Source organism: Ruegeria sp. BK1, from assembly GCF_056535645.1.
This window is the reverse complement of record NZ_JBQFIS010000001.1, coordinates 2,318,237-2,332,486: the sequence shown is the minus strand read 5'-3', so window position 1 is coordinate 2,332,486 and position 14,250 is coordinate 2,318,237. Positions and strand designations below refer to the sequence as shown.

The following is a 14,250-nucleotide window of genomic DNA, read 5'->3' as shown; positions in this document are numbered from 1 at the left end:
TGCATTTTTGCCCATTGACGCCGAGAAATGTGACCCTCCCGCATCCAAGGTTCAAACCGTCCCTTGTTTACCGGTGGGCCGCACTCTACATCGGCTCCCATGAAACTGCGCCTGCCCTTCGTCAAAAAACAACCCTGTGTGGCCGTTATTCGCCTGTCTGGCGCCATCGGAATGACGGGGCGCGGCTCGATGTCCGATACATCGCTAGCGCCAGTTCTTGAGAAAGCGTTTCGAAAAGGCAAACCAGCCGCCGTCGCGCTTGAGGTCAATTCGCCCGGTGGATCGCCCGTTCAAAGCTCACTGATCGGGGCGCGGATTCGGCGATTATCTGAGGAATTGAACGTTCCTGTCATAGCGTTTGTCGAAGATGTCGCCGCCTCGGGTGGGTATTGGCTGGCGGCAGCTGCAGATGAAATTTATGCCGACGACAGTTCGGTGCTGGGCTCGATTGGCGTGATTTCATCCGGTTTTGGCGCGCATGTGCTGCTGAAACGGCAGGGGATCGAACGGCGGGTTCATACAGCCGGAGCGTCGAAGTCCATGCTCGACCCGTTCTCGCCCGAAAAGAAAGAAGATGTGGCTCGTCTAGAACGTCTGTTAGGCGACATTCACGAAAATTTCATCACCCATGTAAAAACCCGGCGGGAAGGGAAGCTGGACGAAAGCCAGGACCTGTTTACTGGCGAGATCTGGCTGGCGCGGCGGGCGCAGGAATTGGGTCTGATCGACGGCATTGCGCATCTGAAACCCAAGATGCAGGAGCGGTTCGGCGACAAGGTCAAATTCCGCCGCTATGGCCTGCGCAAGCCGCTATTGTCGCGGGTTGGTGCGTCGGTGGCGCAAGACGCGATTGCAGGGCTTGAGGAGCGCGCGGCCTATGCGCGTTTTGGTCTGTGACGTGATCATCAAGATTGTCACACTCTTCCTGATTGCCATGGGCGTGCTGGCCATGTTCGGCAAGCTGCGCTTTCCGGGTCAAAAGAGGCTGCAATCATCCCGGTGTCCGCGCTGCGGGCGGTTCAGGATCGGCAAAGGCCCCTGCGCCTGCGAAAAAGGAGGCCGTACATGACGGCATGGCTGCTTTCGGGGCTCGGGCTGCTGATCCTGCTGCTGGCGGGTGATGCGCTTGTGCGTGGGGCCGTGAACCTCAGCCTGCGCTTGGGCGTGCCTGCTCTGATCGTCAGCCTGACCATTGTGGCTTTTGGCACTTCGGCGCCTGAATTGTTGATTGCGATCAGCGCGATTCAGGAAAACGCACCGGGGATCGCGCTTGGCAATGTGGTCGGTTCAAACACGGCCAATATCCTGTTGGTGCTGGGCCTGCCTGCGCTGCTGGCCACGTTGCACACCAGCGAATGTGACAGCCGCAAGAACTATGTCTTCATGATCATGGCAACGGTGCTGTTCATCGGGTTGGCCTTTTGCGGCGTGTTCAACTTGCTCAGCGGGGCCATCCTGTTGACGGCGCTGGCTTTAGTCTTGTGGAACGCGTTCCGCGAGGCGCATGCACACCGCAAAGCCTGTGGTGACGCCTGCGCAGACGATGATGATCTGGACGGCCTGGAAGAGGCTGATCCGAATATGCCCTATTGGAAAATCTCGATCTATCTTGTGCTGGGTCTGATCGGATTGCCGATGGGTGCGCATCTGCTGGTCGACAACGCGACGGTCATTGCCCGCACCTATGGGGTCAGCGAAACGGTGATCGGGTTGACGCTGGTGGCGGTCGGGACGTCTCTGCCCGAACTGGCGACGACCGTGATGGCGGCGCTGCGCCGTCAGGCGGATGTTGCTTTGGGGAACGTCATCGGGTCGAACATGTTCAACCTGCTGGCCATTGTGGGGATTGCCACGCTTGTCGGGCGCATCCCGGTCGATCCCGAATTCTTGCATTTCGATTTGTGGGTGATGCTGGCGGCCTCGCTGCTGCTGATCCCCTTCGTCTTTTTCAAGAAAGATATCACCCGCGGGTGGGGCCTGTTGTTGACCCTGCTGTATGTGGTCTACATCGTCACATTGCTGGCCTAACCTGACGGAGACCCAATCATGACTCGTGCCCTCGTAACCGGAGCAGGCATTCGCCTTGGTCGGGCTATGGCCCTGTATCTGGCACAGCGCGGGTATGATGTGGCCATCCACTATGCGACCTCGGAACAACCAGCGCTGGATGTTGTGGCCAAGGCTCAAGCCATGGGCCGCAGCGCGATCGCCCTACAGGCCGATGTTCTGGATGAGACGCAGGTTCAGACCTTGTTGCCCCGCGCGGCTGAGGCGCTGGGTGGACCGATAACATGTCTGGTCAACAATGCTTCGATCTTTGAATATGACAACATTCAGACGGCCACTCGAACAAGCTGGGACCGCCACATGGACAGCAACCTTCGCGCGCCCTTCGTTCTGACGCAGGCCATGGCTGAACAAGGGTTGGAACCTGAAAAAGACGATGCAGGAGAACCGGTGGCGACCGGCCTGATCGTCAACATGGTGGATATGCGCGTGCGTAAGCTGACGCCCGAATTTATGTCCTACACTATCGCTAAGATGGGTCTCTGGGCGCTGACTCGTACCGCTGCGCAGGCGCTGACCCCGGCTATCCGCGTCAATGCGATTGGTCCCGGCCCGACGATGCAGGGACATCGTCAAAGCGCCGATCACTTTAGCGCGCAGCGAAGAAACACAGTGTTGGAACGCGGCGCAAACCCGTCTGATATCACCGCTGCGCTGGGCTATTTTCTGGATGCCCACGCCGTCACCGGACAGCTTTTATGCGTGGATGGCGGGCAGCATCTTGGTTGGCAAACACCGGATGTTTTGGGCGTTGAATAGGTAATTCTCAGATAAGTTTTGCACCGCTCTCATTTCTGTTAGCAACGCGTTACAAAAATGTATTGTTTTTCATGCACTTGTCCTGTGTATGAAAAAATATCAATTAAAAACAAGAAGTTAATATACTGCCTATTTTTTGTGCAAATCAAGGAATCCTTAATGAATTAAGGGAAAATCGCGATACCCGGAAACTTATCTTCATACTTATCCACAGAAACCGTGGATTTGTTTTCTCTTGATCTGAGGCGCTCAAGATTGCAGCCATGGTGAGGGAATCATATTTCAGGCACATGACCGTCCAGAACGAATCGAACTCCGAAACCCAAAGCGTTGGATACGAATGTATACAGCGATATGTGAAAACGCTGGACAGCTCGCCCGGTGTGTACCGGATGTTGGATGCGGACAGTCGGGTTCTGTACGTGGGCAAGGCGCGAAACCTGAAGGCGCGGGTATCGAACTATACGCGGCCCGGACATTCGGGGCGGATCGAGAAGATGATCGCCGCGACGGTTTCGATGATGTTTCTGACCACGCGGACCGAGACCGAGGCGCTGCTGCTGGAGCAGAACCTGATCAAGCAGCTCAAGCCCAAGTACAATGTGCTGCTGCGCGACGATAAGAGTTTTCCGAACATTCTGGTCGCCAAGGATCATGGGTTTCCGCAGATCAAGAAACATCGTGGGGCGAAGAAAGAAAAGGGCGCCTATTTTGGCCCATTCGCCAGCGCCGGAGCGGTGAACCGGACGCTGAACCAGCTGCAAAAAGCGTTCCTGCTGCGTAACTGCTCGGATTCCATGTTCGACAGCCGGACGCGGCCCTGTCTGCTGTATCAGATTAAGCGCTGTTCTGGGCCGTGTGTTGGGTTGATCTCGGAAAGCGATTACGGCGAAAGCGTCAAGGATGCGGAACGGTTCTTGTCGGGCCGGTCAACCAAGGTGCAGGAAGAACTGGCCAAACAGATGATGGCCGCGTCCGAGGCGATGGAGTTCGAACGCGCCGCCAGCCTGCGCGACCGTATTCGCGCGCTGACGCAGGTGCAGACGTCCCAAGGCATCAACCCGCGCGGCGTGGCCGAGGCGGATGTGATCGGACTCTATATGGATAGTGGGCAGGCCTGTGTGCAGGTGTTCTTTATCCGGGCCAACCAGAACTGGGGCAACAAAGACTTTTTCCCTCGGGTCGGGGCGGATGTGTCACCTGCCGAGGTGATGGAGGCGTTTCTCGGTCAGTTCTACGACAACAAGGAACCGCCCCGTCAGTTGATCCTGTCAGATGCGATCGAGAATGCCGATCTGATGCAGGACGCGCTGTCGGAAAAAGCCGGACGCAAGGTTGAAATTCTTGTCCCTCAACGGGGCGAGAAACAAGAACTGGTCGCCGGAGCCCTGCGCAACGCACGCGAGTCACTGGCACGGCGCATGTCGGAAAGCGCCACGCAGGCCAAACTGTTACGTGGTGTGGCCGAGGCGTTTGATCTGGACACGCCACCCGAGCGGATCGAGGTCTACGATAACAGCCATATTCAGGGCACCAACGCGGTGGGCGGCATGATCGTGGCGGGCCCCGAGGGGTTCATGAAAAACGCCTATCGCAAGTTCAACATCCGGGGCGATGATCTGACCCCCGGCGACGATTTTGGCATGATGAAAGAGGTTCTGACTCGCCGTTTCACCCGCTTGCAAAAAGAAGACCCAGACCGAGACAAGGGTCATTGGCCCGACCTGCTGTTGATCGATGGCGGCGCGGGGCAGGTGAGTGCGGTGCATGAGATCATGGTCGAACATGGCGTCGAAGACATCCCGATGGTCGGTGTCGCCAAGGGTGTGGACCGCGACCACGGCAAAGAGGAATTCCACCGTATCGGCCAACGCGCCTTTGCGCTGAAGCGCAACGATCCGGTGCTGTACTTCATTCAACGCCTGCGGGATGAGGCGCACAGGTTCGCCATCGGCACCCATCGCGCCAAACGGGCCAAGGTGGTTGGGGCGACGCCTCTGGATGAAATCCCCGGCGTGGGCGCGGCGCGCAAACGCGCTTTGCTGACCCATTTCGGCAGCGCCAAGGCGGTCAGCCGGGCCAATCTGGCGGATCTGAAAGCGGTGGACGGGATCTCAGCCGGGTTGGCGCAGAAGGTCTATGATTTCTTCCACGACAAGGGCTAGGCCCGCCGCCCGCGCCACAGGATATACAGCCCCGAGGCCACGATCAGCGCCGACCCGATCCACATGGTCTGGTCCAGCCGCTCACCAAACATGACCACACCCAACCCGATGCCGAACAGCAGTCGGGAATAGCGGAAAGGCGTGACGGATGAGACCTCACCCGTTCGCATCGCCTTCATCAGCGAGGCATAGGCCATAACGCCCATCACGATTGCGCCGGTCATATGCAGACTGACTTGCGTGCTTAGGGGCTGCATCGGTGTGCCCTCCCAGAACCGATAGGCCAGCCCGGCGACGATGATGCAGAGGAAACCGTAGAACCCCAGCACCTCGGTCCCCAGTGACGCGGGCGCGGCGCGGCTGGCCAGATCGCGGCCTGCGAACCCCAACATTCCCAGCACCGCAAGGATGGACAGGGCCGAGAAGCTGTCTCCGGTTGGTTGGATGATAATGACGACGCCGACAAGGCCGATCAGAATGGCGCTCCACCTGCGCCAGCCGACGGTTTCGCCAAAGACCAGAGCAGCGCCCGCAACAACGACCAGAGGCGTGGCCTGCAATATCACCGTAGCCGAGGATAGTGGGGTCAGTGCGATGGCCAACACATAGAACAACCGTCCGAGTATTTCGAACACCACGCGCACTTTCATTGGGCGCGACAACACATCCGGCTGAAACAGTCGCGTGCCGCGCAGCAGGGCCACCACCGCATAGATCACCGCGCCGCCTGCGCCGAACAGCACCAGCACCTGCCAGATCGGAATTGCGGCCGAGGCGGCCTTGATCAGCGCGTCCTCAAGCGCGAACAGAGCCATCGCAGCGATCATCCATGCACTGCCGATCAGGTTCGATCGTGGGTCGGTTTGAATGTGGGTTGTCATGTTTCGCTCTGTCTGAACCAGTCGCCAATCTGGCCGCAAACACTGTGCGCGCCAAGTCGCGGAAACGGGGTTGCGACCCTTTGACCGCAATCACTGCAACCGCCTGTGATCGGGGCAGATTTTCAACGGGCCATCTTTCATGTCCTGAACCGGCGATGTAAAGTTTTAACCATGAAGTGGAACCTGCCCAATATCCTGACCGTGCTTCGCCTATTGGCGGCGCCAGGTCTGGCCGTGATGTTTTTGTATTTCACCCGGCCCTATGCCGATTGGTTTGCCCTGATCCTGTTCATGTCCGCCGCCATCACCGACTGGTTCGATGGCTACTTGGCCCGTGCTTGGAAGCAGGAAACAAAGATTGGCGCGATGCTGGATCCGATTGCCGACAAAGCGATGGTGGTGATCGCGCTGATGATCCTTGTGGGCTATTCGACAGAACACTGGACGCCTTGGCTGGTTTTGCCCGCTACCGTGATCCTGTTCCGCGAGGTTTTTGTCTCGGGTCTGCGGGAGTATCTGGGCGATGTAGCCGGAACTTTGAAAGTGACCAAGTTGGCCAAGTGGAAGACCACGGCGCAGATGGTGGCGATTGCCATCCTGTTCTCGCAGGGGATATTCGAGCACTATTTCGTCATGGCCACTTTCGGCATGGACCCCACGATCATAGATCAGGTCCTGACTGGCGAGGTCGAGGACCACAACCACCTCCGCTGGCATTTGGAAGGCATGTTCTGGTCGGGCCGTATTGGGCTGTGGCTGCTGTGGATTGCTGCGACGCTGACATTGATCACGGGCTATGACTACCTACGTAAAGCCATGCCCCATCTGAAGGAGAGCTAAGCGATGGACGTGCTGTATTTCGCCTGGGTGCGCGAACGCATCGGCCTGCCCAAGGAAAAGGTCGAAACGCAGGCCGCGACGGTCAGCGATCTGGTCGCTGAACTCAGCGCGCGCGAAGACCGCTATGCTGCTGCCTTCGCTGATCTGTCGGCCCTGCGCGTGGCGCTGGATCAGGAACTGTCGGACTTTGACGCCCCGCTGTCGGGCGTGCGCGAGGTTGCGTTCTTTCCGCCCATGACAGGCGGCTGAGATGCGGATCGTCGTACAGGAAGCCCCGTTTGACATGGGGGCAGAAGCCAACGCCTTTGCTGCTGGGGATGATGCTGCCAACGGGGCCATCGTGACCTTTACCGGCGTTGTGCGCGACCTGGCCACGGGCGATCTGGACGTGATGGAGATCGAACACTACCCCGGCATGACCGAACGCGCCCTGACCAAGATCGCGACCGAGGCGCAATCGCGCTGGTCGCTGGGCGATGTGCTGGTGATCCACCGCCACGGACGGTTGGCTCCGGGGGATCGGATCATGATGGTGGCCACCGCCTCGCCCCACCGCAAAGATGCGTTCGAGGCGGCCGAGTACCTGATGGACTACCTCAAATCCCGCGCGCCGTTCTGGAAGAAAGAGATCACCAACGCAGGCGCCGATTGGGTCGCCGCCAAGGACGAAGACGAAGACGCGCTGAGCCGGTGGTGACTTAATCCGCGTTGTTGATGCGTCCGCGCAGTTCCTCGGCCTCTTGCCGGGCGGCGCGTAGGCCTTCCATTGCGGCGGACAGCTCGGCCTCGGTCTGGGTCAGTTGATTGGTCAACTCGGCCTCGCGTTGCTGCAGATAGGTTATGGCCTGATCGCGGGTTTCCTCGGCCTCGTGCAGCTCTTGGCTCATGCGGTCCAGATCGGCCACGTCGCTTTGGCGCACGCGGGACAGACGGTGGGCCAGCCAATTGGCGAACCACCCCATACAGAACGCGCCGAACAGGATGATGGCCGTGGCGATGATGAATTCCAGTCTGTTCAACTTATTGGTCCCCCGCGCCGGTATCTACGGCGTCTTCTGTCGGTTCGGCGTCCGTTTCCATTGCCTCAAGCCCGGTTTCCGTCGCAGCGACGGGTTCAGGACGGATCAGGCGAAACTCGATCCGGCGGTTTTCCTCGCGGCCTTCTTCGGTGTCATTATCGGAGATGGGTTGCGTTTCGCCATAGCCCACAGCGGTATAGCTTGAGGTTGGAACCCGGCGGCCGCGCAACTCGTTCAGGATGGATTGCGCCCGTGCCTGGCTAAGCTGCTGGTTCATTTCCTCGCGGCCCTGGCTGTCGGTATGGCCCTGAATCTCCATCCGGATTGGGCCGCAGTCCCGCAGGATTTCGGCGATCTGGTTGACCGTATCACGCGAGTCAGCGGCGACAGTGGCAGACCCAGGTTCAAAGGCGATTTTGCTGGAGGACTGGACCTGCGCGATCTGTTCTTCGCACTGTTCGGGGTCAGGAAGTGTGTCCTCGGGTTCGGGTGGGGCCTGATAGGTGATCGACAGGTTAAATTCCTGGGCGTCGCCCAACTTGTCCGACAAAAGGCTGGTGATCCCGGCCCGTGTGTCGGGGTCATGGGTGACGCCGCTCAGGGCGACGTCATCAGGTGTCACCGTCAGAACGCCGTTGTGTAGTTGCGCCAATGCTTCCAGCCCAGCCAGCACGCGCACGGGCCAGTCGGCAGGCAGGTCCGGTGCGATCCTTGTGGCGGTATAAACCTGTTCCGAGCCAAAGGCCGCGCGGGCAAAGCTGTCGACCATGTCGCGCAGGGTTTCGTCACCCAGACGTCCGCGCATCTGGACCAAACCTTCGGGGCTGCGCGTGGCCGAGAATTCGGGCGGGCCAGCAGGGGCGTCTTCTTCGGGTTCGGGCAGCACGGCATGCAGGGCAAAGACGTCGGGAAGGGCTGTCTCAAGCTCGCCTACTACCCGATCAAAAGTGCCTGGGTCTGTGCCCATTGCGGCCACAAGCGTGATATCTGCGTCGGACATGGTGACAGACCCCTGACCGATCTGTGCCAGCGCCCGAATGCTGAGAATCGCTGCTTCGGACCACCGAGGAGACGGCTCACCCAGTCCGATCGTACAACTATAGGGCCCAGTCATGCCGGTTTCCTGCGCGGCGGCGATGATGGTGGTACGGGCATCTTCATCCTGCGCCGAGCAGGCATCGAACTGACCACCCTCGGCTCCGATCAAATAGCGCAGGGTAAAGGGCGTGATCACCGGGCGCGGGGCCGAGATTGCAAGCCCTATCCGCAAGCTGGGTGGGGCTGCGCGCGTCAGCTCTTGTTCCAGCCGCTCTTTTTCATGGCGACTATCCGCGATGGCGGTGATCTTGACCAGCCCCGGACTGGCCGAGATCTTGGCACGGGGCAGGCGGACCAGCGCTTCGATGGCAAAATCCAGCGCGTCGTCCCAACCTTTAGGGGTGGGATAGTCGGCCGTTTCCATCAGGTCCGATACGTTGTCGGCATCCAGGCGGCGCAACCGCTCGATCAGCGCCTCGCGATCTTGGGTGGCGGGGATTAGGCCGATAACCGAGATGCCACTGTCATTGCGCAAAATCTCGGCCGAGAATTTCGGTGGGGCCAGCTGCGTTGTCGGCGCCACCTCCATGTCATCAATGACGCGCGAGGTATCAACCTCGGTCCCGGCGGCGGTCAGGGCGCTGAACCGGGTGGCCTCGTCCTGCGCGGTACCGGTCAGCACCACGCGCAACCCGTCCGATTCGACCTCGGCCCAGTCATGGCCTTTCAGGTCCAGCGCGCGGCGGACGGTAAATTCCGATGCTTCCTCGACCGCGGTCACCGCATAGCTAGCGGCCAGCAGGGACAACCCGGCCGAAACGAGGAAAATCAGGGCAGCAGCTAAGAAATAGGGCAGGCGCATGTGCGGGCAGACGACTCCTCGGGTGGTTGGGGGGACTCTTACAGAGCCCCGCGCCGAGGTGCAATCAAACCAACAGTGCCACGCACAGGAAGATCAGCGGAATAAGGCCGGTGTCGCGGTTGGCGCGGAACAGCTGCAGCAGCTTGGCGTTGTCCTCGGTGTCCAGCCCGCGCAATTGCCACGCCATGTGCCAGCCCATTGCCCACGGCCCGGCCAACGCAACAAACAGCGCCATGATCGAGGCCTGCGTGGTTATTGCGTCAATAATCGCCAGACCCATCAGGGAAACGGTGGCCACAAGGAAGTATTTCAGCCACTTGGCCGTGTCCTTTCCGAACAGACGCGCGGTGGATTTGATGCCGATCAGTTCGTCATCTTCGGTGTCCTGATGGGCATAGATCGTGTCATAGAACAGCGTCCACGCAATCCCGGCCAGATAGAGCAAAATCGCAGGCACACCGATGGATCCGGTATGTGCGGCCCAGGCCAACAGAACACCCCAATTGAAGGCCAGCCCCAGAAACACCTGCGGCCACCACGTGAACCGTTTGGCGAAGGGATAGATCGTGACCGGCAGCAGCGACAGGACGCCCATTGCTATGGCCGTCTGATTGAAGCTGAGCAGAATGCCCAAAGCCAACAGGCATTGCAGCCCCATCCAGACCACCGCCTGCCGCACCGTGACCTGACCCGAGGGGATGGGCCGCGAGCGGGTACGCTCAACCTGCGCATCGAATTCGCGGTCGGTGATGTCATTCCATGTGCAGCCCGCGCCGCGCATCAGGAAGGCGCCGATGGCGCATCCGGCGGCGATCCACAGATCCTCCCACCGGGGCGAGCCGTCGCTGAGGACAGCCAGCACAAGGCCCCACCAGCAAGGGATCAGCAGCAGCCAAGTGCCGATGGGTCGATCCGCGCGGCTGAGGCGCAGATAGGGGCGGGTAAAGGCGGGCGCGTGAGTGTCGACCCAGTTGCCGCTGACGGCATCAGCGACCTGACCATCTGGTGTTGGGGCATTGCCTTGCATATTAAGGTCTCATGAGTGCAAAGATCAGACTGTATGTAGAGCACCCTTTGGGTGCGGGGCAATCGGTTCCTTTGACGCGTGATCAGGCCCACTACCTGTTCGGCGTCATGCGGCTGGCCGTCGGCGGACAAGCGTCCTTGTTCAACGGCCAAGATGGCGAGTGGCTGGCCGACGTTGCCGAGGCGGGCAAGCGTGGCGGTGTGCTGACTTGCGCCCGCCAGACCAAGCCGCTGCAACTGCCGCCCAATCTGTGGTTCCTATTCGCGCCGATCAAAAAGGCCCGTACTGATTTCATCGTTGAAAAAGCGGCCGAGATGGGGGCTGCGCGCATTCTGCCGGTACAAACCGAATTCACCAATTCCGAGCGTATCCGGCAAGACCGTCTTCAGGCCCACGCGGTCGAAGCAGCCGAGCAATGCGGCGGCACCTACGTGCCAGAGGTTGCCGATCTGCAACGTTTGGACCGACTGTTGGACGCATGGCCCGAGGACCGTCAGCTGATGTTCTGTGATGAGGCCGAGGTCGGCTCGGCCTTGCGTCTGGCTGCCCATGAGTCGGGCCAGCCCTGGGCTATTTTGATCGGGCCCGAGGGTGGGTTTTCGGATCGAGAGCGCGCGCGTCTGGCCGGGTTGTCCTTTTCCCATGTCGTCAGTCTTGGGCCGCGCATCCTGCGGGCCGATACGGCGGCGGTGGCGGCCTTGACCATGTGGCAGCAGGCCTTGGGGGATTGGTCATGAACTGGCGACCGGCTGATACGACGGACGTGCCTGCGATCCGCCGGTTTCTGTCGCGGCATGTCCAGACCTCGATGTTTCCGCTGGCCAATCTGCGCGAATACGGCTTGGGCGGAACCAGCCCGCGCGCGCTGAGTGCCTGGGTGTTGGGTGACGATCCGTGGGCCGTTTTTGCCATCACCAACGAAGGTATGGTTCTGCCACAATGCCCCGATTGTTCCGACGCCGATCTGCTGGCCGCGATCGACCTGATCCGCGGCAGGCCGCTGTTCGGGATTGCAGCCGAGGCGACCCAAGCGCGGCGGATCATGCAGCTTGCGGGCTGGGCGGGCCGTCCCGCGACACTCAATAGTGACGAGCCGGGGTTCACTCTGGACCTGACCCAACTTGTGGTGCCCGATACCACCGGTGCGATGCTTGAGCCTTTGGGTGGGTTCAACGGAGACATCACCGAAGAATGGCGACGCGACTATTTGATAGAGGCGATGGATTTCGCTCCTGACCGCGCGCGGAAGCAAGCGCGTAAGGACTATGTGACCTATCTGGACCTAAATTCGCACCGGGTACTTGTGGTCGATGGTCAGCCCGTGGCGATGACAGGGTTCAATGCGCGCCTGCCCGATGTGGTTCAGATCGGCGGGGTCTATACCCCGCCCAAGCTGCGCGGGCGCGGCTATGCGCGGTTGGCTGTTTCCTTGCATCTGCTCGAGGCAAATGCCAGCGGCGTGTCGCGCGCGGTGCTGTTTGCGGCTTCCAATTCGGCGGCGCGTGCCTATATGGCAATCGGATTCAAACCAGCAGGACAGTTCTCGCTGATCCTGTTCAAGAACCCGAAGGACCCGGCATGAGTTTCATCCGACCCGAAGCCAAACTGACCCTGTGGCGCTGGCGCGAAGTGCTGGTTGCCGTGGCCGTCCTGCTGGTTGGCCTGAGCTGGATTGGCGGTCCCGGTGGCCTGCTGGGCTGGATGGGCTGGGTTCTGGTTGCCGTGGCCGTGGCGCTGGCCGTCATAGGTTTTCAGCGCGCGCGATTTCGCACTGGGGCAGGCGGCCCCGGCGTTGTCACCATCGACGAAGGTCAGATCACCTATCTGGGCCCGCTGGACGGCGGCATGGTCGCCACGCGCGAGATCGAACGGCTGGCACTGGACCCGACCTCGAACCCGGCGCATTGGGTACTGTCTCAGCCGGGCCAGCCAACGCTTCACATTCCCGTGAATGCCGAGGGGGCCGAGGCGCTTTTTGATGTGTTCTCGAACCTGCCGGGGCTGAAAACCGAACAGATGCTGGCCGAATTGAACGGCGGTGCGGTGCATCCCGTGGTGATCTGGGAAAAGCGCCCGATGCGACCGGCGCATCTGCGGCTGCATTGACACTGGCGGCATTTCACCCCACGACTCACCCAAAGACAGACACATCAGGATCGGAGAGCGGTTCATGTCCATCCCCCAGTCCGGCGGCGGGCCGATCGAACGCCACGAACAGCTAGCGGAATATCTGGAATCGGGCTGCAAGCCCAAAGCCGATTGGCGCATCGGGACCGAGCATGAGAAGTTCGGTTATTGCAAGGACACGCTGAAACCGCTGCCGTTCGAGGGTAAACGCTCGATCGTCGCTGTGCTGGAAGGTCTGCGCGACCGCCATGGCTGGGCCGAGGTGCGCGAGGGTGACAACCTTATCGGTCTGGAAAAGGACGGCGCGAATGTCAGCCTGGAACCCGGCGGTGCGCTGGAACTATCGGGTGCTCCGCTGGAGACGATCCACGAGACCTGCGATGAGGTGAACACCCACCTGCGCGAGGTGAAGGATATCGCGGATGAGATCGGCGTGGGCTTTATCGGACTGGGCGCGGCTCCGATCTGGACCCATGACGAGATGCCGTTGATGCCCAAGGGCCGCTATCGGCTGATGAACGACTATATGGAAAAGGTCGGCACCATGGGCCGCGCCATGATGCGGCGCACCTGCACGGTTCAGGTCAATATCGACTTTGGGTCCGAGGCCGACATGGTCCAGAAGCTGCGCGTGGCGCTGGCGCTGCAGCCGGTCGCGACGGCGCTTTTCGCCAATTCGCCTTTCTTTGAGGGCAAGCCCAACGGCCAGAAAAGCTGGCGCAGCCATATCTGGCGGCATCTGGATGATGCGCGGACGGGCATGTTGCCGTTTGTGTTCGAAGAGGGCTTTGGGTTCGAGCGCTATGTGCAGTACGCGCTCGATGTGCCGATGTATTTCGTCTACCGCGACGGCCAGTACATCAACGCGCTGGGCATGTCTTTCCGCGATTTCCTGCAGGGCAAACTGCCCGCACTGCCCGGTGAAACGCCAACGCTTTCCGATTGGGCCGACCATCTGACCACCGCCTTCCCCGAGGCCCGCATTAAGAAATACATGGAGATGCGCGGCGCCGATGGCGGCCCGTGGCGGCGTTTGTGCGCACTGCCTGCCTTCTGGGTTGGTCTGACATATGACCAAGGCGCGCTGGATGCGGCATGGGATCTGGTCAAAGGCTGGGATGCGGAAACCCGCGAAGAACTGCGCGTTCAGGCTGCCGTTCAGGGTCTTCAGGCGCAGGTTGGCGTTATCAACATGCACGATCTGGCGCGCGAGGTCGTGGCGATTTCCGAGGCCGGTCTGAAATCCCGCGCCTTCCCCGGCGCAGGCGGGCTGGTGCCGGATGAGACGCATTTCCTGAACGCCCTGAAGGAAAGCATCGATACAGGGAAAGTCCCCGCCGATGAGTTGCTGGATCACTACAATGGCGACTGGAATGGCGATCTGACCCGGATTTATCCCGAATACAGCTATTGATCCGCACCGTCCCGCTTGCATTCGCAGGGCTGGCCCGATAGCAGGTTGGCG

General features: G+C 60.5%; 16 protein-coding genes. 12 read left to right on the top strand and 4 right to left on the bottom strand.

Annotation, left to right across the window (positions count from 1 at the left end):
- Positions 1 to 99: 99 nt before the first annotated feature.
- From ACR3E7_RS11745 to uvrC, 5 genes are all read left to right on the top strand, one after another.
- Positions 100 to 897, top strand: a complete 798-nt coding sequence (locus ACR3E7_RS11745; protein WP_480504431.1) for a S49 family peptidase — start codon at positions 100 to 102, stop codon at positions 895 to 897.
- The gene (locus tag ACR3E7_RS11740) at positions 878 to 1,069 is read left to right on the top strand and encodes a hypothetical protein (RefSeq protein ID WP_170789458.1); all 192 of its coding nucleotides are present in this window, start codon (positions 878 to 880) and stop codon (positions 1,067 to 1,069) included. The genes ACR3E7_RS11745 and ACR3E7_RS11740 overlap by 20 nt, the downstream gene beginning before the upstream one ends.
- Positions 1,066 to 2,028: a calcium/sodium antiporter gene (locus ACR3E7_RS11735; RefSeq protein WP_170772722.1), complete on the top strand. Its 963-nt coding sequence runs from the start codon at positions 1,066 to 1,068 to the stop codon at positions 2,026 to 2,028. The genes ACR3E7_RS11740 and ACR3E7_RS11735 overlap by 4 nt, the downstream gene beginning before the upstream one ends.
- 18 nt (positions 2,029 to 2,046) lie before the next feature.
- The gene (locus ACR3E7_RS11730; protein WP_170789637.1) at positions 2,047 to 2,826 is read left to right on the top strand and encodes an SDR family oxidoreductase; all 780 of its coding nucleotides are present in this window, start codon (positions 2,047 to 2,049) and stop codon (positions 2,824 to 2,826) included.
- A 290-nt stretch (positions 2,827 to 3,116) separates the two neighbouring features.
- Positions 3,117 to 4,991: an excinuclease ABC subunit UvrC gene (uvrC, locus tag ACR3E7_RS11725; protein ID WP_480504432.1), complete on the top strand. Its 1,875-nt coding sequence runs from the start codon at positions 3,117 to 3,119 to the stop codon at positions 4,989 to 4,991.
- Here the strand turns inward: uvrC and ACR3E7_RS11720 are convergent.
- The gene (locus ACR3E7_RS11720; protein WP_480504433.1) at positions 4,988 to 5,872 is read right to left on the bottom strand and encodes a DMT family transporter; all 885 of its coding nucleotides are present in this window, start codon (positions 5,870 to 5,872) and stop codon (positions 4,988 to 4,990) included. The genes uvrC and ACR3E7_RS11720 overlap by 4 nt on opposite strands.
- Before the next feature lie 171 nt (positions 5,873 to 6,043).
- Between ACR3E7_RS11720 and pgsA the strand changes: the two genes are divergently transcribed.
- From pgsA to ACR3E7_RS11705, 3 genes are read left to right on the top strand one after another with little or no spacing between them, the layout of a single operon-like run.
- Positions 6,044 to 6,712 (top strand): CDP-diacylglycerol--glycerol-3-phosphate 3-phosphatidyltransferase, encoded by a 669-nt coding sequence (gene pgsA / locus ACR3E7_RS11715; RefSeq protein WP_170772715.1) that lies wholly within the window; start codon positions 6,044 to 6,046, stop codon positions 6,710 to 6,712.
- Positions 6,713 to 6,715: 3 nt separating this feature from the next.
- The gene (gene moaD, locus ACR3E7_RS11710; RefSeq protein WP_170772714.1) at positions 6,716 to 6,961 is read left to right on the top strand and encodes a molybdopterin converting factor subunit 1; all 246 of its coding nucleotides are present in this window, start codon (positions 6,716 to 6,718) and stop codon (positions 6,959 to 6,961) included.
- A gap of 1 nt (position 6,962) precedes the next feature.
- Complete coding sequence (locus ACR3E7_RS11705) at positions 6,963 to 7,409, top strand: molybdenum cofactor biosynthesis protein MoaE (protein WP_170772713.1); 447 nt, start codon at positions 6,963 to 6,965, stop codon at positions 7,407 to 7,409.
- Position 7,410: 1 nt separating this feature from the next.
- Here ACR3E7_RS11705 and ACR3E7_RS11700 read toward each other — a convergent pair whose 3' ends face one another.
- From ACR3E7_RS11700 to ubiA, 3 genes are all read right to left on the bottom strand, one after another.
- A complete protein-coding gene (locus tag ACR3E7_RS11700; RefSeq protein ID WP_170772712.1) occupies positions 7,411 to 7,731 on the bottom strand; it encodes a hypothetical protein in 321 nt (106 codons plus the stop codon).
- Position 7,732: 1 nt separating this feature from the next.
- Positions 7,733 to 9,631, bottom strand: coding sequence for an OmpA family protein (locus ACR3E7_RS11695; RefSeq protein WP_480504434.1), 1,899 nt, complete (start codon positions 9,629 to 9,631; stop codon positions 7,733 to 7,735).
- A 64-nt stretch (positions 9,632 to 9,695) separates the two neighbouring features.
- On the bottom strand, positions 9,696 to 10,658 hold the full coding sequence (gene ubiA / locus ACR3E7_RS11690) for a 4-hydroxybenzoate octaprenyltransferase (protein ID WP_480504435.1): 963 nt from the start codon (positions 10,656 to 10,658) through the stop codon (positions 9,696 to 9,698).
- 11 nt (positions 10,659 to 10,669) lie between these two features.
- Here ubiA and ACR3E7_RS11685 point away from each other — a divergent pair, with 11 nt between their 5' ends.
- The 4 genes from ACR3E7_RS11685 to ACR3E7_RS11670 all read left to right on the top strand — a co-directional run bounded on the left by ACR3E7_RS11685 (position 10,670) and on the right by ACR3E7_RS11670 (position 14,199).
- Positions 10,670 to 11,395 (top strand): 16S rRNA (uracil(1498)-N(3))-methyltransferase, encoded by a 726-nt coding sequence (locus ACR3E7_RS11685; protein ID WP_480504436.1) that lies wholly within the window; start codon positions 10,670 to 10,672, stop codon positions 11,393 to 11,395.
- Positions 11,392 to 12,240: a GNAT family N-acetyltransferase gene (locus ACR3E7_RS11680; protein WP_170785036.1), complete on the top strand. Its 849-nt coding sequence runs from the start codon at positions 11,392 to 11,394 to the stop codon at positions 12,238 to 12,240. The genes ACR3E7_RS11685 and ACR3E7_RS11680 overlap by 4 nt, the downstream gene beginning before the upstream one ends.
- A complete protein-coding gene (locus ACR3E7_RS11675; protein WP_170772706.1) occupies positions 12,237 to 12,764 on the top strand; it encodes a hypothetical protein in 528 nt (175 codons plus the stop codon). The genes ACR3E7_RS11680 and ACR3E7_RS11675 overlap by 4 nt, the downstream gene beginning before the upstream one ends.
- Positions 12,765 to 12,828: 64 nt before the next feature.
- Positions 12,829 to 14,199: a glutamate--cysteine ligase gene (locus tag ACR3E7_RS11670; RefSeq protein ID WP_170772705.1), complete on the top strand. Its 1,371-nt coding sequence runs from the start codon at positions 12,829 to 12,831 to the stop codon at positions 14,197 to 14,199.
- Positions 14,200 to 14,250 lie beyond the last annotated feature (51 nt).